The organism is Spirosoma aerolatum, assembly GCF_002056795.1.
GTDB classification, from domain to species: domain Bacteria; phylum Bacteroidota; class Bacteroidia; order Cytophagales; family Spirosomataceae; genus Spirosoma; species Spirosoma aerolatum.
The window spans coordinates 833,780-856,289 of sequence record NZ_CP020104.1 but is presented as its reverse complement, the minus strand read 5'-3'; the positions used below and the strand labels follow the sequence as shown (position 1 = coordinate 856,289).

The 22,510-nt window shown below is 48.9% G+C and carries 18 protein-coding genes; 5 read left to right on the top strand and 13 right to left on the bottom strand.

Annotated features, from left to right (window positions below):
- Positions 1 to 54 precede the first annotated feature (54 nt).
- Entirely contained in the window at positions 55 to 900 is an 846-nt protein-coding gene (locus B5M13_RS03610; RefSeq protein ID WP_080054340.1) for an FkbM family methyltransferase, read from the top strand.
- Here B5M13_RS03610 and B5M13_RS03605 read toward each other — a convergent pair.
- From B5M13_RS03605 to B5M13_RS03590, 4 genes are read right to left on the bottom strand one after another with little or no spacing between them, the layout of a single operon-like run.
- A complete protein-coding gene (locus B5M13_RS03605; RefSeq protein WP_080054339.1) occupies positions 897 to 2,063 on the bottom strand; it encodes a glycosyltransferase family 4 protein in 1,167 nt (388 codons plus the stop codon). The genes B5M13_RS03610 and B5M13_RS03605 overlap by 4 nt on opposite strands.
- Positions 2,064 to 2,067: 4 nt before the next feature.
- Positions 2,068 to 2,412: a DUF2304 domain-containing protein gene (locus B5M13_RS03600; protein WP_020596179.1), complete on the bottom strand. Its 345-nt coding sequence runs from the start codon at positions 2,410 to 2,412 to the stop codon at positions 2,068 to 2,070.
- Positions 2,409 to 3,095, bottom strand: coding sequence for a glycosyltransferase family 2 protein (locus tag B5M13_RS03595; protein ID WP_080054338.1), 687 nt, complete (start codon positions 3,093 to 3,095; stop codon positions 2,409 to 2,411). Before B5M13_RS03595 ends, B5M13_RS03600 begins: the two co-directional genes overlap by 4 nt.
- Positions 3,085 to 5,175, bottom strand: a complete 2,091-nt coding sequence (locus B5M13_RS03590; RefSeq protein WP_080054337.1) for a DUF7657 domain-containing protein — start codon at positions 5,173 to 5,175, stop codon at positions 3,085 to 3,087. The genes B5M13_RS03595 and B5M13_RS03590 overlap by 11 nt, the downstream gene beginning before the upstream one ends.
- Positions 5,176 to 5,303: 128 nt before the next feature.
- Between B5M13_RS03590 and B5M13_RS03585 the strand changes: the two genes are divergently transcribed.
- The 3 genes from B5M13_RS03585 (at position 5,304) to B5M13_RS03575 (ending at position 9,123) form a co-directional block, all read left to right on the top strand.
- A complete protein-coding gene (locus B5M13_RS03585) occupies positions 5,304 to 6,329 on the top strand; it encodes a lysylphosphatidylglycerol synthase transmembrane domain-containing protein (RefSeq protein ID WP_080054336.1) in 1,026 nt (341 codons plus the stop codon).
- Between the two features lie 85 nt (positions 6,330 to 6,414).
- Complete coding sequence (locus tag B5M13_RS03580; RefSeq protein ID WP_080054335.1) at positions 6,415 to 8,010, top strand: M28 family peptidase; 1,596 nt, start codon at positions 6,415 to 6,417, stop codon at positions 8,008 to 8,010.
- A gap of 426 nt (positions 8,011 to 8,436) precedes the next feature.
- Positions 8,437 to 9,123, top strand: a complete 687-nt coding sequence (locus B5M13_RS03575) for an ATP-binding cassette domain-containing protein (RefSeq protein WP_080054334.1) — start codon at positions 8,437 to 8,439, stop codon at positions 9,121 to 9,123.
- A gap of 248 nt (positions 9,124 to 9,371) precedes the next feature.
- Here B5M13_RS03575 and B5M13_RS03570 read toward each other — a convergent pair whose 3' ends face one another.
- The 8 genes from B5M13_RS03570 to B5M13_RS03530 form a co-directional block, all read right to left on the bottom strand.
- On the bottom strand, positions 9,372 to 10,034 hold the full coding sequence (locus B5M13_RS03570) for an outer membrane beta-barrel protein (protein WP_080054333.1): 663 nt from the start codon (positions 10,032 to 10,034) through the stop codon (positions 9,372 to 9,374).
- A gap of 742 nt (positions 10,035 to 10,776) precedes the next feature.
- Complete coding sequence (locus tag B5M13_RS03560) at positions 10,777 to 11,976, bottom strand: MFS transporter (RefSeq protein WP_080054331.1); 1,200 nt, start codon at positions 11,974 to 11,976, stop codon at positions 10,777 to 10,779.
- 199 nt (positions 11,977 to 12,175) lie between these two features.
- Positions 12,176 to 13,126 carry an NHL repeat-containing protein gene (locus B5M13_RS03555; protein WP_080054330.1) on the bottom strand — a complete coding sequence of 317 codons (951 nt, stop codon included), beginning with the start codon at positions 13,124 to 13,126 and terminating at the stop codon, positions 12,176 to 12,178.
- A 49-nt stretch (positions 13,127 to 13,175) separates the two neighbouring features.
- Entirely contained in the window at positions 13,176 to 14,870 is a 1,695-nt protein-coding gene (locus tag B5M13_RS03550; protein ID WP_080054329.1) for a glycoside hydrolase family 43 protein, read from the bottom strand.
- Between the two features lie 29 nt (positions 14,871 to 14,899).
- Positions 14,900 to 16,189 (bottom strand): nucleoside hydrolase-like domain-containing protein, encoded by a 1,290-nt coding sequence (locus B5M13_RS03545; RefSeq protein ID WP_080054328.1) that lies wholly within the window; start codon positions 16,187 to 16,189, stop codon positions 14,900 to 14,902.
- Positions 16,190 to 16,252: 63 nt separating this feature from the next.
- Positions 16,253 to 17,263 carry a pectinesterase family protein gene (locus B5M13_RS03540; RefSeq protein ID WP_080054327.1) on the bottom strand — a complete coding sequence of 337 codons (1,011 nt, stop codon included), beginning with the start codon at positions 17,261 to 17,263 and terminating at the stop codon, positions 16,253 to 16,255.
- A 56-nt stretch (positions 17,264 to 17,319) separates the two neighbouring features.
- On the bottom strand, positions 17,320 to 18,093 hold the full coding sequence (locus tag B5M13_RS03535) for a rhamnogalacturonan acetylesterase (RefSeq protein WP_245859748.1): 774 nt from the start codon (positions 18,091 to 18,093) through the stop codon (positions 17,320 to 17,322).
- A gap of 59 nt (positions 18,094 to 18,152) precedes the next feature.
- On the bottom strand, positions 18,153 to 19,799 hold the full coding sequence (locus tag B5M13_RS03530; RefSeq protein ID WP_080054325.1) for a glycoside hydrolase family 28 protein: 1,647 nt from the start codon (positions 19,797 to 19,799) through the stop codon (positions 18,153 to 18,155).
- A 132-nt stretch (positions 19,800 to 19,931) separates the two neighbouring features.
- On the opposite strand from B5M13_RS03530, the gene B5M13_RS03525 reads away from it, so the two are divergent.
- On the top strand, positions 19,932 to 20,774 hold the full coding sequence (locus B5M13_RS03525; protein WP_080054324.1) for an IS982 family transposase: 843 nt from the start codon (positions 19,932 to 19,934) through the stop codon (positions 20,772 to 20,774).
- A gap of 83 nt (positions 20,775 to 20,857) precedes the next feature.
- Here the strand turns inward: B5M13_RS03525 and B5M13_RS03520 are convergent, their stop codons facing one another.
- Complete coding sequence (locus B5M13_RS03520; protein ID WP_080054323.1) at positions 20,858 to 22,504, bottom strand: RagB/SusD family nutrient uptake outer membrane protein; 1,647 nt, start codon at positions 22,502 to 22,504, stop codon at positions 20,858 to 20,860.
- Between the last annotated feature and the right edge of the window lie 6 nt (positions 22,505 to 22,510).

The following is a 22,510-nucleotide window of genomic DNA, read 5'->3' as shown; positions in this document are numbered from 1 at the left end:
CAGAAGTACTAAATAAAACTACTTTTGGCAGGAACTTTGCAGACACCTACAAAAATGCAGCCATTTATCGCCATGTTTAAGCCTTTTTGGGACAGAGTAGTCGTTTTTTTTAAAGTACCGTTTATTTACCAGAACTACTGGGATGCCTACGCTGACTATTTTCGGCTGGTAAAAAATAAGCAGGTCATCTATACGCTCCGTTCTGGCGAAAAATTTCTGGCCCGGGCTGGCAAGTTCGACATTGCCATGCTTACCGAAGTATTAGGCTTCAACGTGTACGAAAAAGCGGAAGACGATATCGTGATTCGGCCCGACGATGTGGTGTATGATGTAGGAGCCTTCATTGGCGATTTTGCCATCTATGCCTCCAGCCGCGCCAAGAAGGTGTACTCCTTCGAACCCAGCCAGACGAATTTTAGCCTGCTGGAGAAGAATATAGAATTGAATCGCCGGCGAAACGTGATTGCGGTTGATAAAGGCGTCAACGGAACCGCCGTGACCATCGATCTGCTGGTACCTGATCTGGCCGAGCACTCAAACACCATCGACCCATCGCTGCTGGAAGGCCGGAACCTGTCCTATCAAACCCAGACGATTGATTGCCTGGGCATAAACGACATCCTCGATGACCCCATGTTTCTTTTCCCGACGTTTGCCAAGCTGGATTGCGAGGGGGCAGAGTTCAGTATTATTGATGAGATGAGCGTAGATGTTCTGAAAAAAATACGTTGCCTCATCATCGAATACCACCTGACAGCTCAGACGCCCGACGAAATGGCCAAATACAAGCGGATGGTCGATAAACTATCCGACATCTACTCCATTTCGTCGACGCCGGTTGTTAAATCCGCTACGCAGGATATTGGCCTGCTCTACTGCCGCAACAAATCAATCGATTAACGGGCCACTTCGGAAGGTTGTGTCAGCTGTTCGATCAGTGTCTGATACTGACCGATAATAGTAGCCCAGTTGTAGGTTTTCCGGACAGCCTCCAGCCCCTGATGGGCTAGTTCGCTGCGTTTTGCATCGTCTTGGAGCAATTCCGTCAATGACTGACGCAGCTCAGCCGGAGAACGATAGGTGATTCCACCCGGAAACTCACTGATCCCGGCTACATCCAGCGCAACAAAAGGAAGCCCAAAGGCCATCGCGTCGATTAGCATCAGGGGTTGCACATCCACCTGCGAGGCTGTGGCAAACAGGACCGCTTCCCGATAGGCGGCCGCCACCTGATCGCGGCTGATGGCGGTCAGCAGATAGACCGTTTTATTCAGTAAGTTTCCTGCCTGCTTTTCGAGCTGCTTGCTGTATTCGCTGCTATAACTTCCAATAAAGACCAGGGCCGTATCTGTTGGCTGTGTATCCAGAAAAGCGGCTAGTAAATCATGCTGGCCTTTAGTCGGATAATAATTCGACACACATAAAATCACACGCCGGGGAGCGATCTGATACGTTTCCCGGAAGGTTTTGCCCGCTGGCAAAGGTGTATTCTGTAGACTCGGCCCGTTTGGGATAACTGTATAGTCCTGAATGCCCTGCTGCTGGGCCAGGTAGTGATCGTAGAACCGAATTTTATCAACCTTCTGCGTCAGAAAAACCCGATGGTCGAATTGGGACAGTTTTTTTCGGAAGGAAAATCCATACGGCTGAAAAACCAGCCAGCGCAGATAGCCACTCAGGCCGGGCGGACGCCAGGTAAACGACAGGCCGTGACTTACCACAACCGTTTTGGCCCGTATCTGAGGTAACACGTCAACCGCTAATTCGAGCGGCCAGGACTCCCAGGCATGAAAGAAAATAACGTCACCATCAAATTCGGTCAGGAATTGGCGATAGGCTTCGATTTCGCCCCGAAACGGGCGTACCCACACGCCATTGCCCGATACAGCAAACTCATGAATGCGAAACATGGGCCATTGTTCATGAACCCGGTTTGCCTGTCGGCTGGTCGCTATTTCGATTTCGTACCCAGCCTTATGCAGGCCCAGTGCGTGCTGATAGGCGACAAACGAAACACCATTCTCTTCGGGTGGGAAGGTAAAACTGGCAATCAGAACTTTCATGGCATCAGTTTAGCTTTTTGCCATCGCGCAGAGCTTCTTTGCGAATGATATTTGTAAGCGTTTCGTCGAGTCGAAGGATTCGGCGATACATCGAAATCAGCGCAAAAATGATGACCAGAAACAGTAAATAAAAAATCAGATCGACCCCACGCCCTACCCCTACCAGCAACGCCAGATAAACGGTAAGACTCGGATACACAATAAAGACGACGGCGGCCGTCAGCCCTAGCATAAACAGAACCCGCAAATACAGCCGATCCTTAAATACGCGAAGGGAAGCAATGAACAGCAGCCCCAGCAGAACGATCAGCAGGAGCTGAATGGGGGTAAGCAAACCGACAGCGTTCATGAGCGTAAGTAACGATTGACAAACAGATCGAACAGAATATTCAGCGAATTCGTCCAGGACTGACCTTTGGCTTTGCTGTAGTCGGTATAGGTAATATGCGTACTCATTTCGACGACGTTCAATTTGTGTCGATAAATTTCAGCCAGGATTTCAGTAGCATGCGCCATCCGATTTTCCTTCAAGCGAATCAGGCCCAGGCTCCGCCGGTTCATCACCCGGAATCCGTTATGAGCATCCGTTAGCCAAAGTCCCGTAATGATGCCATTGATCAGCGTCGCTACTTTCAGAATCACCTGTTTAAACGCGGGCACCGACACGCGATCTTCACGAAGCAGAAACCGGGATCCCAGCACGACATCCAGTTTTCGACGCTCCAGTTCGTCGATAAACCGAGGTATATCGTTCGGATTATGCTGACCATCGGCGTCGAAGTGGACCACAATATCGGCTCCCTGCTGATAAGCAAAGGTCATTCCGGTCTGTAACGCGGCCCCCTGTCCTAGGTTGACCGTGTGCCGCAAATAATAAATGGGCAACCCGGCTACTACCTGGCTCGTATTATCAGTCGACGCATCATCGATCAGAACAATTTCGTAAGGGCCCTTCAACGAGGCTATCGTTTTTCGAATTACGTTGGCCTCATTGTAGGAAGGGATCAGGATAAATACGCGCTTAGAAGTCATTGCGTTTGTAGATCTCAAGAGTACCCAGCTTGGTAATCTGCGTCATACAACGGATTTCGGCAGGCTGGGGAGCATGATCGAATACAAAATATTTTGCGTTAAGCTGCTTCAGCTTAGGCGAGCACGGGTCCATTGCCACCGTATAGGCATCCTGATACGGGTTGAAAATGATGACCGAATCGCGCCCGTCGACGTATGAACTATATACCACATGGGCGAATCGATTATAGACCGAATCGCGCTTCGCTTTGGGGTCCAGCACACGCATGGTTTTGAAATCCGGCATGTACTTCATCCCACTTAACTGGTTGGCTCCGGTGGCCGTAACCATATACGTAATATACTGACTGCCAAACACAGCCCAGCGTGCTTTGGGGTCCTGCTTCCGTATCTCATTAACGGTTTTATACAGAACATGGTCAGTAATGGGCGACAAACCAATAGCAAACGGGTTAATTTTCAGACTTGGCAACGTATACAATACCACGGCTCCCACTACGACCAGCTCTTTCCCTTTAAACGTAAACGCGGGCGTAAGTAAGAGATTAAGTGCCATGAAAAATACCGTTGGCAAAAACAACTGGTGCGCTTTGTAATACCCTCCCGAATCACTAACATTCAGCCAGGCCGCGTAAATCATGAATCCAACCGCCCAAACCATCAAAATCGTTTTGACAGCCCCTGGAATAGCCGCATTCTGTTGTGCCCTCCGATGAATATAAGCCATATACAGCACGGCCAGCACGACATTGGCAATACCGAATGGAACCTGCGTACGACGGGTCGGGCTCACATTGAGCAGCGTTGCTTTCGCCAGAAATTCCGGGAATCCCATTTCAATCCAGATATAGAGTACCAGAATATAAACCAGCAGCAGCAAGATGGTAGGGTTTATTTTCTTTTCTGTGTAGAAAAAGGCTGCTGCACAGGCTGCAATAACCGGGGTGAAGGTGATAAAATGGGAGAGTTCACAAATATTCATCCACGAAGCCGGGAAATGCTGATCGTCCAGCAACCAGCCCGAGAAATACTCTGAAAACCAGTTGGCAACGAAACCCGTACCGCCACTCTCACTCCGTCGTCCGGGATAGGCTGTATTTGATAAAATATCGATGGTTGGCTTGGCTTCGTTATAATAGAAGTACAGGAACAGGCCTACGCCTGCCAGAGCCACCGCAAACGTAATCAGTTTAGGCCACAGGTTCCCAAACAATCGCTCAGGCTGATAATAACGCCACACAAACCCAATCAGCAGCACAATGAGCATGTAGCCAAAAGGTACCTGATAGGGTGGGTACAGGAACAGCGCAAACGCCAGCAGTGCCCAGCCAAATAGTATTCCATTGATCGCTAAAGTCCTGATTGATTGGGCGTAGAAGATATACAGTGAGCTGATCAGAATCAGTAGTCCGCTATACATCCAGCCCAAATTCACAAACGACCACCAGGCAACTCCCGGCGACAAAACAAGCCAGACAGCCCCCGCAGCCGACAACCAGAACTGGTTACGGGTCAGGGCCAGAAAAGCCAGGAACCAGGTGATCAGCCCCGCAAAAATGAAGAAATTCCATCGCCAGGCATACCCCCTTTCCACATCGAATAAATGAAACCCCCAGTTTTCGGGCCGAATCAGGGTGATGTAATGATGAGTTGGAATACTGGTCACTAAGGGTGGTTTTTCGCCACCGAGCGATTGGTTCTGCAACGGAAAATCGTTGTTCACCTGCGACAACAGCATGGGGGTGGCCCCCGCCCAGTCGTCCATTCGAATCTGCCGGGGCGTCCCAGAAATCAATCCACGCTTGGCATCCGAACCATCGGGTAATACTTGATTCCAGATAGCAATGGATGAATAATTAATTTTCGCTAAGGTCAGCAATAAAAACAAGCCAACGCTAATGCCTAGAAACAATTTTACCCGCTTATCGAATCGGATGATTTCAAACGGGCGATCTTCTTCCGCAACAACAACGGGCTTAGGTGTGGCAACGGGTGGTGTACTGACTGAGGTAACTGGCTGTGACTTAGTAGACTGGCCGGCTATAGGGGCAGGATTGGGTCCTTTCCTTTTCTTCGACATGAGCTTGGTTACTGAAATAGTTTATGGGCTTGGATTGGTATTTGCTAACGCCTTACCAAACTTACTAATACCGTGCCAAATTTTACACCTCCTCAGATTGTCTTTCTGAAAATAACTAATTTGCCTGCATGAATACATCGCTTATCAGGCAAGTGCTTCCCATTGCCCTGGCTATTGGCTTACTGTGGTATGTACTAAAAGATGTGCCTTTGGTCGAACTGGCTTCTCAATTCAAACAGGCCGATTACAGATGGCTAGCCGTGGTGAGCTTGTGTATTGGTCTTTATCACCTGACCCGCGCTGCCCGATGGCAACTTACCTTACAGGCAATGGGTTACCGTCCTTCGCTGTTTCGTACTACAGTTGCGCTGCTAGCTGGCACAATGGCCAGCATGATCATTCCCGGAGCCGGTGAGCTTACGCGTTGCGGCACACTACAGCGAACAGACGGGGTGCCCATAACTAAGGGACTAGGCTCTGTGGTAGGCGAGCGGGTTATTGACCTACTCATGCTGGGCGTACTAGTCGGTCTGACATTTTTTATTGAACTGAAGCGAGTTGGACAATTTCTTACAGATTTGCTCAATCCAATACTGACCCGCATCACCTCAGGAGGCCAATCCGAGATTGTCCTTATTGGCTTTGCAGGAATCTGTCTGCTGGGAGCGGCACTTGCTTATTGGCTATTTCGCCAGCAAGCCTTCCGACAAAATCCGTTCGTAAAACGAATAGCTACCATTGTGCTCAATATAGGCCAGGGCATCATTGCTATTAAAAACCTGAAAAGCCCCGGTTTATTTGTCGGGTTGACCCTTGCCAATTATGTACTTGCTTTTCTAAGTACCTATTTCCTACTCCTTGCCTCAGTTGAAACAGTCGACCTCCCTCCAGCATCAGCTCTGACTATCCTGACGGTCAGCTCGTTAGGAGGATTAGCTGTACCAACACAGGGTGGCTTGGGAACCTACCATTTTTTGGTTAGCCGGGTGCTGGTTTTGTATGGTATGACGTTGACCAAAGGGGTTGTTGTCGCCACGTTCCTACATGCAGTTCAGATGGGTTTTTCATTAGTATTAAGCAGTCTGAGTTTTCTGATTATTCCTATTCTGCTTACCCACCGCCCTCCGAAAGAAGCGGAGAGTCTTGTGAAGTGACGATCAGCAAAACGGCCTGAAATCTTTCCATGATTGCATCGTACATTCGTAGCTAAAAAATACCCGATCAAATTAACTGGATTACATGACCTCTCATCAACTTACCCTGGCAGCTGGTCTGATTTTGCTGCCTGGCCTTTGTTTGGCCCAGGAAAAATTCGCCAATACGATTACGGCTGCTGATCTCGAAAAAAATCTTCGCGTGCTAGCGGCCGACGATATGGAAGGGCGCGAAACAGGCACGCGTGGGCAGCGGAAAGCCGCCGAATACATTGCCAGCCAGTTTGCCGCAGAAGGCCTTAAGCCAATTGTAAAAACCGAAGATGGCAAAATGGGCTATCAGCAACCCTTTACGCTGTACCGAAAAACGTGGGGCGACTTTTATGTGAACGCGGGTGGCAAACGCTTTGAAAACCAGAAAGATTTTATCCCCAATGGGCTGCTTTACCTGCCCAGCGAAACTACTTACGAAACCATTTTTGTCGGCTACGGCATTGGCGAGTCTAGTTACGACGATTATGCCGGACGCAACGTTTCGGGCAAAGCTGTGGTGATGCTGGACGATGAGCCGAAAACGGCCGACGGTAAGAAACTGATTAGTGGCTCGTCCGAATCGTCTAAATGGGGTGGTGCAAATGGCTGGCGAGCTAAAAGTTTGCTGGCCAAAGACAAAGGAGCTGCTCAGGTGTTTATCGTTTCGACCGATTCGCCCGAAGCGTTCAAACAACTTATGGCGCAACGGGGTGCTATGCAGGGTCGTATGAATCGGCTAATGCTGAAACCAGGAGCCGAAAATGTAAGCTCCGTTGGCGTTTTTCTGATTACGACCGATATGGCGTCGGCGTTGCTCAACACAACTACAGCTACGCTCAATCAAACGACTGAACAACTGGCCCAGGCAGCCAAGCCTGTTGCGTCCTCGCTCGCCGGAACGATTCGTATGAAAGCCGACCGCGTAGAAGAAAAAACGCAGTCGTCGAATGTGCTGGGCTTCCTGGAAGGGACTGACAAAAAAGACGAAGTACTTGTGGTTTCTTCTCATTATGACCACATTGGCATCAGCCCTGATGGACAGATCAACAACGGTGCCAACGACGATGGATCGGGTACGGTATCGGTGCTGGAGATTGCTCAGGCATTTGCCAAAGCCAAAACCGCTGGAAAAGGTCCTCGTCGGTCAATTCTATTCCTGACAGTTTCGGGCGAAGAAAAAGGCTTGTTAGGTTCGCAATACTATGCCGATATGAGCCCGGTATTACCCCTTGATAAGACTGTTGCGGATCTGAACATCGATATGGTAGGTCGGGTCGATGATCTGCATGAGGGAAAATCGTCGAATTATATCTACGTGATTGGCTCCGACAAACTTTCGTCAGACCTGCACAAGATCAGCGAAGAGACCAACAAGAAGTACATCGGCATGGAACTCGATTATAAATACAACGATCCGCAGGACCCCCAGCGTATTTATTATCGTTCTGACCACTACAACTTCGCCAAACACCAGATTCCCATTATTTTCTATTTCAACGGTTTGCACCCTGACTACCATAAACCGACCGACGACATCGAAAAGATTGATTTCAAGCTAGCCGAAAAATCGGCCCGGCTGGTTTTTTACACCGCCTGGGACATCGCCAACCGCGACCAGCGACTCGTCGTAGACAGCAATAAACAATAAGCACTCAATCCAAAAGAAAAAGCGCCAGCCTATGCCCTGCCAGATGCAGGTATAGGCTGGCGCTTTCTGGTTATTCATTCTCAGCGTTAAAGCTTCTTAATTTCTTCATTGGCGTAGCAAAACGAAATATCTTTCCTGCATGCTACGCCTTCGTGTTCTACTGATCCTGTACAGACAATTATGCCCGCTAACAATAGCTGTCTCGGTACTGATGTGGCTTGTGGCCGGATACCCTACCCTTAAGTCGGACCAATTTCTATCCTTCGTCACTAAATTTTTCTGGTTACGAGGTCTATCTCAACTCTTAATCTGGTACTTGTTTCGGTTAACGAATCGAAAAGGATTTGTCTTTTATCATCACTTTGGTTTATCCGAAATCCAGTTAGCGAGTGGCGTTTATATCATTGACATTTTACTCGTTGCTCTATGCGTATGTCTGGCAAGTCTCATTCTTCAGTAACCACATTAGAAGTCGATGGCGTCTGGCTAGAGTACGCTAATCACCGTATCCTACAGAACGTCTATCTGCGTGTCGACAAAGGGCAGTTAGTGGGATTGCTGGGTCGTAATGGTTGTGGGAAATCGTCGCTGCTGGAGATCATTTATGGGATCAGGGCTTCGCAAAACAGTTCCGTTCGTATTGATGGTACCTATATGGGTAAACTGTACCAGCACCGAGGCATACTGGCTTATTTACCTCAAAAGCAATTTGTTCCAGGCCATTTGACCGCCCGGCAAGCCTTCCATCTTTATCAATCTGACCAAACAGAAGCGCGTACTTACTTTCCTGAATTGACCGGGTTGTTATCCTACCGATTTGAGGACCTTTCGAGTGGTCAACAACGTCTAGTAGAAATCATCATGGTACTTTCCTGCCCAGCGCCCTTGCTCATTCTCGACGAACCGTTTTCAAACGTGATGCCTTTGCATGTCGAAACGCTAAAGACCTGGCTTATTGACCTAAAAACCCGCAAGGGCATTCTGATGACAGACCATTCTTATCAGGACGTATTAGCAATCAGTGATCGACTATACCTTTTAAACATGAACGGCCGCACCATTCCGCTTGATCACCCTATACAACAACTAAGGGACTTCGGCTATATACGCTAGGGCTTTCTGCGCTATTCGTGTCAACACAGGATCATTGCTTGATAATCGATGGCCCAATCTTAATGTAAGACTGGGCTTCTGGAGAAAACCCGTAATTTGTTTAGCAAAAGCTCTGATTTTCAGTGACGTGTCGGCCTTAGTATGTACCATTACCACTAAAACTCAACGAATCGATAAACGAGCCGAGAACGTCGACAAATACCCTCTACAAAGGTGCATTTCCGTAGACTACAATCGCCCGATAGCACTCAGAATCGGTACATCAACTGCGCCTGCAAACTCAATGAGTACGCATGATAGTAGTCATAACCCGAATGCGATTCCAGATTATATTGAATTGTAGGCTGCGCGATCAAGGCCATGTGCTCCGTAAGATTATACAAGACGCCTACCCCTACCAAGGGAGTAACCACGACAGGTTTGCCAATTTTTACGGCTGTATATTCTCCATTACCCGTTAAATCAACATAGCTCTTCCCTCTAAAGCTGAATGTAGTTCCGAGTGAAATATACGGTGAGAGTCGTTTGGTCAATACCTGATAATTAATCAGCAAAGGGGTACTATAGAAATTCGAAAATGGATGATTGTATGTATACCGGATCGTATAGGGGGTTCCATCCTGCACAACGTCTGTTTTACTAGTAGCAACATGGGAAGCCCAGATACCTGTCGTTATAGACCATTTGGGCGAGAAGGCATACCGGGCCGAAACACCCAATGAGTAGCTTAGTCCATTGGACTCAATAACGAACTCTGATACTGGTGGTGGCTGATTAAGCCCTCCTCCGAGCGTTATTTTTGAATCACTATGCGTATATATAGGTGCCAGATGGACCGACAAGGCCCATTTGCTTTGGGCAAAAGCAGGCGCTACGCCCACCATGAACAGTAAAAAAGTCAGTGTTTTCATATGGTTGATACAGAAGTTGTGAAAGAACCTGTTTAAATGGATGCTGCACAAGCATTTCCGCTATATACATAAAGGCATAATCATTTATTTTTTAACGCAACATATGGCCGGCCGGAACGTCTGCCATAGCCTCTGACCAGCTAGACTTAATTTTACTATCCAATGTGCGACTATACATTGGAGCCCAATACATGGCAGAAAGACGCGTTCTGACCGGGCGATTGATCGCATATTGAACCCATCCCCCATTAAAATCAGTGACTACGAAAAGCTCTTTTTCATACGATCGCCAGATAGTCCCATATCCATCAACAAACCCCCAAACGGAATCTTTTGCAATTAACCTTCTCCGGGAATGACGGTAACGAACAATAAGGTATTTACTTAAGACACCTCTCGACTCTATGGCTGTAATGGAATTCAGCGTATCCGTCAGCGTTGTTGCATCCGGTGTTTGACGGATATCCTGGCTCCGAAAGAGTAACCTCCACTGCGCCTGAATAGGCTGACTAACCAAACAGCTAAAAACCAGTAATAGAACGTATATTGACTTCATAGATACCTGACTGATGCTAACGCATAGTAAGTAAATATCGAACTCAACTCAACAGATCAGATTAACAGTCAATTAATTATATCGAACAGAAGGTTTTCTATGCTCATTCATCTGTCTCGGTACCGGCTGCACCTATCCACTGCTCGACAACCCTAGAGGGACGGGTAATCATCAGCTAAAAAAACTCTAGCTGGGGTTCCCTTTTAGTTTATAAACCAGAGCCACTACAAACAGGAGCAGCGCAGTGAAGCCTAGAGCCATAGAAAGGGAAAAATGGTAGGCAATGAAACCCAGTAAAGCAGGTCCCGCTAAGAGACCCGTATAACCGATGGTCGTGATAGCGGGGAGACTTACGGTTGGTGAAATGCCGGGTAATCGGCCAGCCGCACTGAAGAATATCGGTACAATATTGGCGACCCCCAAACCCAACAGGACAAAACCCACCAACCCTCCCCAAACCCAGGGGCTGAGAATAGCAATTAACAAACCAACAGCCCCCACCAGACTGCCCCCTACAACCACCGTTTTACTATTCAGACGCAGCACCAGTTTATCGCCCACTAACCGCATCAGGGCCATAGCAATCGAAAAGGATGCGTAGCCCACGCCGGCAAGCTCTACGTTTATTCCTTTGACATCCCGCAGAAAGATGGCACTCCAGTCAAGAATTGAGCCTTCGGCTAAAAAAACAGCGAAGCACAGGAATCCCAGGAATAATACGCTGCCATGCAACCAACTGACCGATCGCTTACCTTCGGCCGGCTCCTCAGTCGTCGTAGAAAAGTCATCCATAATCTGTCGTTCAGTATCGGCAGGAAATAAATTCTTGTACTGGGTTAACGTAATCAGTATCATCAACAAGGCAATACAGATGATCGCATACATGGGATTGAGACCCAGCTTAATCAATACGCCCAGGCCTAGGGAACCGAAAAGGCCACCTACACTGAACAGACCGTGTAAAGATGACATGATCGGTTTGCCATATAGGTTCTGCACCTGTACGCCGTGGGTATTCATAGCCACGTCGATTGTGCCAATGGAAGCCCCGAATATGAACAGCGTTATGGCCATACTCGGTATGGAGGAAAGGATTAACAGCAATGGAAGGCTAAGTGCCATTACCAATGCAGCACAAGCCATAACAAGCCGACTCCCCAAACGGCTCACCAGCCAGCCGGACGTCGGCATCATCAGCATAGAACCAGCCCCCAACAGTAACAAAAACAAACCCAGACTGGCATCATTTAACCCTAACCGATCTTTGGCAAAGGGAACCATGGGTGCCCAACTAGCCATGCCCAGACCACAGACTAAAAATATCAACTGAGTCGCTCTTCGGGCTCTTATTACACCTTCAGTTGGTATTCGTTGAGTTACAATCATTGTATCGTTCGTTTTTAACAGCAACTGCTTCTGAAATACGTTCAGAAGCAGTTATAGAGACTATCTGTAAGAAGCTCTGGTCTGGTAAGTTATAATGTAGCCGCTGGTTTCATCGTCGTCCTTTAAGTATAAAAAAAGCCATCTTACAGCAATATCCCTTTGTAGGCCAACCCATTACAACCTAATTTGCGGACTCATATCAATTCGGAACAAGTTTCCCCTGGGCATCTTCCACATGTGGGCGGTTCAGATCGAGCCCATCCAACACCAGTACCCCCTGAATGGACGATTGTTGCTTAGCGTCCTGCTTCCACGACCAGACCAGTTTACCAGCCGGGGTGTATTCCAGAATCTGCGTACCACTACCGCCATGATCGGGCCCGTGCCCCTGCCAGTTCGCGACTACCCAGTTACCATTTTTCAGAATCTGAAAGCCAGCGAAAAAATGTGGATTTACGATGGGTGGGCCGCCGACACTATCCACAAACGCCCCTTTCCTGTCGAATCGCTGAAAATTGGCCGAATACCCACCACTCACCAACGTTTGTCCATTACCCAATCGCTGGGCCTGCCAGGCATGTTGAGCTTTGTCCTGTTTGGTCAGTTGAGCCTGCCACACAATAGAGCCGTCGGGTTTACCTTCAAATACGCGGTCGTTGGACGTAATCAGAAAATTTCCATCGACCGTTTCGCGGATCAGCCGAACATAATTGAAGTCGGGGTAATTGATCGTTCGTTGAACCGTCTGCGTAGCATCCAGTTCGAGCAGAACGATTCCTTTTTTACCCTGCCAGTTCAATCCAACGAGCATCACATGGCCATTGCGTAAACGCCGGGCGGCAATGGTGCCATCGTACGTGGTGAGCTCAGCCACTTTATTACCTGTTTTGATGTCGCGCTCTTCATAGCCTTTGCCCGTGCCCAGCATTACCCGCCCCTGCCCGATCAGTTGCAGATCCCTTCCCGCCGGAACCGACACGTAATAATTTCGTTCGGGATGTGCCAGATCAATGTAATTCAGTTTGGAGCGGCCTTCATCGCGCAACAGCATCTGTCGGGCTGGATAACTACCCGAAGAAGGCTGTGCCAATGCATTCAAAACGGATAGGCAAAAGGCAAAAAAGATGCTGATCATTATTTGTCTGCTCATGAGAAGGTCACTGGTTTGCACTCGAATACGCTAATTAAGCGCTTATCACCTAAAAGTTACTGCCACCCGGCACCGGCTCAACCCGGAACCAGTCGAAATCGGCATACCCTGAGTCGTTACTCTGGCTCGTTCGAGTACAGAAAATGCCCATTTTGGCACCAATCCAGCGGCCTACTTCTGCCTGAAAAGGATCTCCTGCTTTCGTAAAGCTCTTCCCATCAAGACTGTAACTGAACTGGCATGTTGCGCCATCCGTTACTGCAACCCGGAAATAAACGGGTGTATGCTGATTAATACGTGAGAGAACGGTCTCCTCTTCAGGTTTCCCCTCTGATGCCTTTTTACAAACGCCATAGACAAGTCCCAGCCCATCTTTACTACTTCGCAACACCAGGTTGGCATAACTCTGCCCCATGATAATCAGCCCGGTTCGTTCGTTTTCCAGCTTCGGGTTGGGTTTGAAGGTCAGCTTTGTCGTCACCATAAACCGTTCAGCCGGAAATTTCTGAAGCAACAGATTCGGGACATCCCAGTTGTTTTTCGTTTCGTCTGGCACTTTATACGAGTAGAGCCGCAGAAATCCCTGATTGCTCGTCGTGTGCCATGTTCCTTTCGGATTCGCCTGCCACTGCCATTGCCTTCCTAACCTGGTAGCATTAAACTCATCTGACTCGGGTGGCGTAACAATCGGATACCCCTTGCCTACGGCCGGTTTTTTATAGGTTAGAACGGGTTCGCCTTTCCCATCGCCGTCGGCATCGACACCAATGACTGGCCAGTCGGCAACCCACTTCATCGGTTGAAGGTGAACAACCCGGCCATAGGCTTCCTTATCCTGAAAATGCAGAAACCAGTCCTCGCCCGGTTTACCGTTGATCGGTTTGGTATCGACCCACGCACCCTGATGCGGACCGTTAATCGGACTTTTCCCCTGATCCATAACCACCTTCCGCTCATAAGGTCCGTAGATAGCCTTCGACCGTAGCACCAGCTGCCAGCCAGTTGGTACCCCACCCGCCGGAGCAAAGATGTAGTAATAACCATTCCGTTTATACAGTTTCGGGCCTTCGATGGTTGGGTCGGTTTCGTGGCCGTCGTACACAATGACACCCTCGTCTATAACCCTGGTTCCTTCGTCATTCAGTTTCTTGATGGTAATAATGCTCTTGATACCCGCCCGGCTACCCGCCCAGCCATGTACCAGATACACTTGGCCGTTATCGTCCCAGAGTGGGCAGGGATCAATCAGTCCTTTGCCCCCCTCCACCAGTTCCGGCTCCGACCAGGGCCCTGCCGGATTAGTCGCTTTGGTGAGGTAGATACCAAAATCAGGATCGGGGTAGTAGATGTAAAATTCCCTGTTATGGTATCGAATAGCCGGAGCCCACACGCCATTGCCGTGCTGAGTTTTCTCGAAATGCGGAAATGGTGGCTGACGTTTTAGCGCATGGCCAATCAAGCTCCAGCTAACCAGATCCTTCGAATGCAGAATGGGCAAACCGGGAATAGCATCGAAGCTGGAAGCCACCATATAATAATCATCGCCCACCCGACAGGCATCCGGGTCCGAGTAATCGGCGTTCAGAACCGGGTTTTTATACATTCCATTTCCCAAATCCGATACCCAGACCTTCGATACGTAAGGTGTTTCGACGGCCGTCGGCTTTGGCGGTACCGGCTGAGCGCCAGCCGACAGGGCAACCAGTACCAGTAAGCTTAAGCTACTGGCTGACAAATAGTTCATACGATTAAATTGGATTGCGTTGTTCGGCCTTACTGGAGCCATTTCCATCGTTTGGCCCAGTCCAGCAAGATGTCGCTACGCCAGTTGAGTACAGTTTTCGCCCCTTGCTGCCGCCCATCAAAAAGGGCTGGGTCTTTCCGGTCAGTGAACCAGTTGGAACCTAACCGGAAATCGTCGGCTCCCTGTTTACCCGGCCAGGTATTGTTGACAACAAACGTTCCGGTTTGAGTAGCAAAGCCGGGAATGGCTGAGCTAATGGTATAGGTCAGCGTTTCAGCCTGTTTGGGAACGTACATAATCGCATAGTCGCCTTTCCCCAGGTAATAACCCGGCCATTTCTGCTCGCCAATCTGCGCCTGAACGGTCATCGTAAAACAGGCTGAATCGGCCGGCAGATTAACGTCAGGACCCTTAACATGGATTTCCATCACCGAATAAACTCCTACTGTATCGGTAAGGGTCGTGTTGCGGTTGAAAATCGTTCGGGGGCTATGGGTAAATGGTTCAAAACTCCCTCCCCAACTTTCCCGCGATGGATCGACCGGGTCGCCATCCATCACGTAAAGTAGCGAGGGCGTGTCGCCCATCTTAGGATTTCCCTTGTAGTAGTTCTTGAAATCTTTGCCCAGAAAACCAGCTTCACGGATATAATGGTCGTAGTAGTTACGCGTATTCAGGCTATCGGGCGAACCCGTATTCGAAAAGAATCCGTTATATGAGCCGTTCGCTTCGATAAACCATAACTTGGGGAAGTTTCGGGCAATGTACGCGTAGCTGTTGGCACTCCATTTTTTATTGGGGCCACCGATCCAGTATACCCGAATGCGACTTTGAATCGACGGATCATCATGCAGCGCCTGGGCCACATCTTCCAATCCGCCCCAAACCAGCACCCATAACGGTTGTTTGTCTGGTTTTTTCGCACATGTAATGATCCAGTCAGACCCCTCCGTAGCCGACGCATACCCTTTAAACGGTGACGCCCCATGCCGCCCCTGTTTGCAAACAGCCCGCAACGCATCAGGCGACGGATAGCCCTGATTGTGCTGACGAAGCTTGGGCAGGTCTTTCTCGTACAAGTCGATCATAGTCAGCAGATTCTGTTTGGTGCCGTTCCCGTACGAAGGCGACGACACAAGCCCTTCCGTTTTAAACCGATCGCTGTACATCAGAAAATGGGTCATAGACTGATTATCGTCCGGGTCAGTGCCTCCGATGTCCGTACTGATTAGGATACGCGGCTTAGTAGGCACCGGTTTCTGAGCCATCAGCGTCAGTGGTACCAGGGCCAGCCAGTAAATAAAAAGGACGTTTTTCATAGTCAGTTTCTGAATGGTATACCTGAATCCGTAAGGCTCCTACGGTGAAATTTCCGTTTTTTACTAAGGATTCCGGGTGGTAGGTAGCCAGGCGGCCGATTGTGCCGAAAAGATGTTGGCCAGTGTATACTGTTTGACCTGTTTGTCTGACAGGAGCTTCGACCATCCCGCTCGTTTTGCGGTGTTTCCACCGGGTCCAGTACTGCCATATTCAGCGTAGAAGACCGTCTTTTCATTGGCCGCATTGCCCCAGTTGTCCCAGCCTGCGGGCAAAATATGATCGCCCATATCAGTTCGAATGAAAATCGTTTTGGCACTGGGTCGCCAGGGACGGCCCAGATATACCTTTCGGGCAGATGGATCGGCAATTAGTTTGCAGTCGAAGAAAACAAAGCCATACGGCTGATAATCGGGTGTGGCGGCTGCGGTAATGAATGAATCGGACAGGCTTTTGATGGTGCAGGACTGAAAAACGGCGATCGATTTACCGAAAATAAAATCGGTGGTCCCTTCGATATAACAGTTTTCGTAATACTGTCGACTCCCTTCTGCAGCCGCGTACAACGTATCCTGATTACCTAGCAACACACAGTTTTTGCAGACAAACCGATCCGCATCGACATGCAGCGCTACGGCCTGCCCAACTCTACCGGCGGTGTTGCGAATGGTCAGATTTTCCAGAATAACATCGGGGGCATCGACCAGCACGGTATAGGAGGTGTAGGTATTGAACTTAGCGTTGCCCGTTGCGTCTTTGCCACCAGGATACGTCTTTCCCGAATAATCGTCGCCCGTGATGATGACCCCTTCTTTGCTTTCGCCAAGTATGTGAATATTGGGTTTCCAGGATGGAATAACGAGTTTTTCAGTGTACGTACCATTTTTAACGAACAGGGTAACACGCACCTGCATGTGATCGCGGAAACTATTAACGGCTTCCTGAATGGTCTTGTAATTTCCACTTCCATCCTGAGCAACAGTAAAGGTGATGGAGGTCGTAGGCGACAAGGTTGACTGACCTCTGGCAACCTGCGCGCAGGCTACCAGGCAAAAAAGCAGAAGCAGTTGTTTCATGTATAAGAAAATAGAACGTTTGGCAGGTTCAATACTCGCTGCTCTTCCACGATTGTCTATTTGGCTTTCTCCGGTTTTACAATACGGTCGGCAAGGTCGAGCTTTAACGACTTGATGTTTGCCAGAACAATTTCGGCCATACGACGGGCTCCCAGTTCGCTGAAATGGGTATTGTCTTCTTTGCCCTCGGGATAATTGGGGTGCTCGCCCGGTGCCAGCTGAAGAAACAAAAGTTTCGAATTTTCGACGCCAAACTGCTGGAGCAGTTGCTGGCTTTGGCTATCTAGATCAATCAAGGGTGTTTTGTTTTCTGCGGCAACTTTTCGTACTAGTTCAGCATAAAGGGTATGCGTACCTTCAATTTTTCCGGCTTCATCAAATTTCCGACGAGCCACAGGGGTAATCAGTACAGGCATGGCCTTCCTGGCTCGCGTTTCGGTAATAAATCGCAACAGGTTGGCCTGAAAATCGGCTTCGGTTGTATAGCTCTTCTTAGTAGGCACTTCGTCGTTATGCCCAAACTGAATGAAGACGTAATCGCCCTCTTTTAGCTGATCGGCAACGGGCTGCCACCGATTTTCTTCGATAAATGTCCGGGTACTCCGTCCGTTCTGGGCTCGGTTATCAACCGTGACAGTTTCATCGAAAAAATAGGCGAACGGCATCCCCCAGCCCGTTTCAGGATAGGCTTTCACCTGCTTGATCGACATGGTCGAATCGCCGATCAGGTAGACGGTAATTTTATTGGGTGGCGTAAAAGCGGAAAGGGCCAGAAGGCTACAGGTAGCTAAAAATCTCCTCAGGTTTTTCATGGTCCATTTAATAGACATTGGTTTTGCTGGGTGTCCGCAACTGTATCGCGGAGGAATCACGGCCAATTCCATGACGTTCACTTACTCGATATCAGTAAGAGATTCTTTTCCTGGGCACCTTTCTTGAATTCCGCTTTGGTCTGCGCTTTCGTTGTATCGGTGTTTCTGACTTCGATAGCCTGGCTTCGTTCGCCATTAATTGAAAATAGTAGGCTGGCTTTCAGATCGTACCGGATATTGTCGAAGGTCAGGTTGTTGCTGTTATCGACCAGGATAACCGGCTTCGTACTTTTGGTCATAAGCTGAACATCCTTGAACTTAATCCCACTCGCATCGATCAGTTCCACGCCTTTATCGGCCTGTAGCACCAGTTTTTCCATGATAATATTCTTAATCGGCATTTCGGGTAAACCACGAATAAAAACCCCCTTGCTGGCCCCGTTGCAGACTATGTTTTCAAACGTCATGTCCCGGAATATTGGCGTTCCTTCGTTGACCACCGGGCGCTCGTCACGCTCACCGTCGGTTGCAAACTTCACGAAATAATACATATCGAAGAAGATGGCTTCCTGCGCGATGTCTTTCATGAAAATATCTTTGGCATAGATATGCTCAACAACACCACCCCGACCACGTACCGACTTGAAACGCAGTCCTTTGTCAGTCCCCATAAATGTGCAGTTGTAGACGAAGATATTCCGCGCTCCGCCACTCATTTCGCTTCCGACCACAAATCCCCCATGACCATTATAAACGGTATTGTTTCGGATAATACCGTTTTCGGTCGGCATACCGCGTTTACGGCCTTCTTCATCTTTACCGGATTTGATGCAGATGGCATCATCGCCCACATCGAGCGTACAGCCTTCAATCAGGAAATTTTTGCAGGATTCGATGTCCATCCCATCACCATTATGGGCGTATTCAGGATTTTTGGTCGTTACGTTGCGGATGGTCAAATCCTGACACATAAGCGGATGCAGGCACCAGGCGGGTGAATTTTGAAACGTAACCCCGTCCAGTAATACCTTTTTACAACCCGTCAGCACCAGCAGGTTGGGCCGAAGAAAATCCTTCATATCGGCAAAATCCTGCGGGGTTTTACCGGGTGTCAGAAGCATGCTTTTGTTCTCGGTACTAGCCCGTTTGAACTGCTCGCTCGGGTACCAGGTTTTACCATCCTCTTTCAACACGCCCCCCGATTCCACTTTTTCTTTCCACTGCGGTTCGGTCAACTGACTTTTATGCACCGCCCGCCAGACATCGCCGTTTCCATCGACAATGCCCTGGCCCGTAATGGCCACATTCTCCAGATTAATCCCCGATATGGGCGACTGATTCCGGGCAGCCTTTTTACCTTCATACGTGCCTTCAACCAGTGCGTATTGGCTTTTATCGGTCGTAAACAGCAGGGTTGCCGACTTTTTCAGGTGCAGGTTGACATTGCTTTTCAGCTCAACAGGGCCAGTCATCCACAGACCAGCGGGCACCAGCACCACCCCGCCCCCTTTTTGGCTACACGCCAGAATAGCGGCATTGATGGCTTTGGTATTCAGCGTCACACCATCAGGTTTTGCTCCCTGCGTCAGAATCGAAATCGTGTCCTTACGAAACGTCGGCTGGGTTATTTTCGGCAAATTCGTCCAGCTATATGTCTGGGCTAACGCGGCAAATGGAGCCAGAGCTACGAGAATAACGCTGAGAAATCGGTGGCTTTTTTTCATGCTTTCAGGCTGTTTTTTGCTAGTAATAATCTAAGTTGTATGAAAATAGCTTGATGGGACACCAAGAAAAAAGACATAGCCAAGAGCAAGAGTACCTTTGAGGTGCGAAAACATCAGTAACCCGCTCTGACTATGTCTGAAAAAGTAGTGGCAATTTACTGCTTTCTAGATGATTTCTTTCTAGAAACCAATCACCCTAGATCGACCAAACCACAAGCTAAACCTAAAGTAACAGACAGCATTGTGTTGACTACCGCCATCATATCGGCTCGTTTCTTTGGGGGCAACCAAGCTTCAGCCATGCTCTATATGGCGGACAAGCAGGGTGTCCTTATGCTGGAAAAGTCGGCCTTTAATCGCCGGTTGCATCGACTCGCTCATACCTTGAGTGTCTTATTTTATTATTTGGCCGACTTCTTTAAAGCCTTGAATGTGAGCAGTCAGTATCTAATTGATTCATTTCCTGTATCGGTTTGCGATAATATTCGCATCAGCCGTTCACGGTTGGTCAAGGGGGAAGAGTATCGAGGCAAAATTGCTTCCAAACGACGGTTCTTCTTTGGGTATCGGGTGCAAGTAGTGACCACCAGTACTAAGCAGCCCGTGCAATTTTTTATTCTTCCGGGTTCGTACGCGGATATAACAGCTCTTCAGATGATGCATTTGCATTTGCCCGCAGGTAGCGAGGTGTTTGGTGATGCTGCCTACACCGACTACGAACAAGAGGAACTGTACGCTGATTGTGAACAGATTTCCTTACAGATTCAACGCAAGAGTAATAGTCATCGGGCTGACCCGATTTGGATAGCCGCTTACAAGAAGATGCGTCGTCAGGCAATCGAACAAGCTTTTAGTCAAGTCAAGTTGCGATTTCCTCAAAAGATTCATGCCGTTACCGAAGCGGGTTTCCTGATCAAGCTTGTCTTATTTCTACTTGCATACGCTCTAGAATCAAACTTGTATCATACAACTTAGATTAGTAATAGAACGCAGCTTGTTATGATCCTTATGATTTACACAGATCATGATAAATCATAAGGATCATAACAAGCTGCGTTCTATTGATAACCAGCATTTTGGGTAAATTCCGTTTTATTGGTTACTGCATCCAGCTGAGTTTGCGGGATTGGACGCACAACATGATAGTCCTGAAGATTGACAGCATTATCAGGGGCATCGAGCCGGACACGCTCCAGCAGTTTTCCCGTACGTTTCAGATCGAACCACCGAATCTGCTCACCCGCCAGTTCACGGGCCCGTTCATCCAGTATAAAATCGAGGGTCATCTGGGTGGAGGCTACCTGCATGGCAGCCGCTTTCCCCGATTTAGCCGCCCGTGTCCGCAGTACGTTTACATAATCGGCAGCCGCCTGTAAATTGCCCAGCTTCATTTGAGCTTCGGCCGCAATCAGGTATACTTCAGCCAGTCGGATCACAAACACATCCCGCGCACTTTGGGCTTCGTTCAGACTGGCCCGCGTAGGGTCCATAAATTTCGATAGTGTCGGGTAACGGAGGTTATCTTTTACGGTTCCGTTGGCGTTGTAAATCTTACTACGATCGTAGGTCTGGTATTTGCGGGTCGCTTCAAACGCATCGGGAATTTCTTTCCGGGTGCAGTATACCGCCGTATCGCCCAGGTTCATACCAGCCGGACGCGAGGTCGAATTGGCAAACCACACTTCCTGAAACGACCCTTCGTAGCGGGCATCGTTATCGCTGTAGAGGTCGAGCAGGTAACGGGTGGGCATGTATCGATTGAAAGGTCGTCCGTTGGTGATGTCACGCGTCATGCCGGGTCGGTCGTCGTACTTCATCAGAAACAGTAGGTGGCCATTGTTGCTACCCCGGCTGTGGCCGTAGGGATTAAAGGTTGAGTTTGCCAGATCGTTGAGGGCCAGGTTCGTCGAATAATCGACTACGTAAATGGCTTCCTTGGTTTTCAGATTGCTCATCTTCCAGAGATCGGCGTAATTGGTTTCCAGCTTGTAAGTATTGCTGGCAATAACAGCCTGCGCCATGTCCAGTGCTTCTTTGTTCATTCCTCTGGTCAGGTACATCCGCGCCAGAAACGCCTGGGCAGCACCTTTCGTCACTTTGCCATATTGAGGCTGGGTAACAGGCAGGTTGGCAACGGCAAATTTCAGGTCCTCGAAGATCTGGTTATAAAACGTTTCGATCGGAGTTCGATTGGCCGTCGATACAATGCCGTTTGTTTCTTCGGTGGTGAAGTGAACGCCACCCCAGGTTTCAACAATATGCCAGTAATAAAACGCCCGCAGGAACCGCAGTTCCCCCTCACGGATAGGCCGCAGCGTTGCCGACAGACCAGCCTTATCAATACGGGCGATACCGCCATTGCAGAGGTTAACAGCCGCATAAAATTCGCGCCATTCGTTCACCAGTGCGGCATTGCTCCCCTGTAAGTTCAGGTATTGCGTCAGATCACGGTACACTTCGCCCGATCCGCTGGTCCAGATATCGGTTCCGGTTTCGGCAATGTTGTACCTTTCTTCTTTACCGTACCACCAGCGCTGATAGGTGTAGGCGGCATTCACCAGGGTTTCAAACCCTTCGGGGGTCGTATATACGGTTTCGGCGGTCAGACCACTAGGATTGTATTCTTCCAGCACATCCTTACACGACACGAGCGTAAGCAGGGATAACACCAATAACCCCGTCTTTTTCAAAAAATAGGTATTCATGATCAA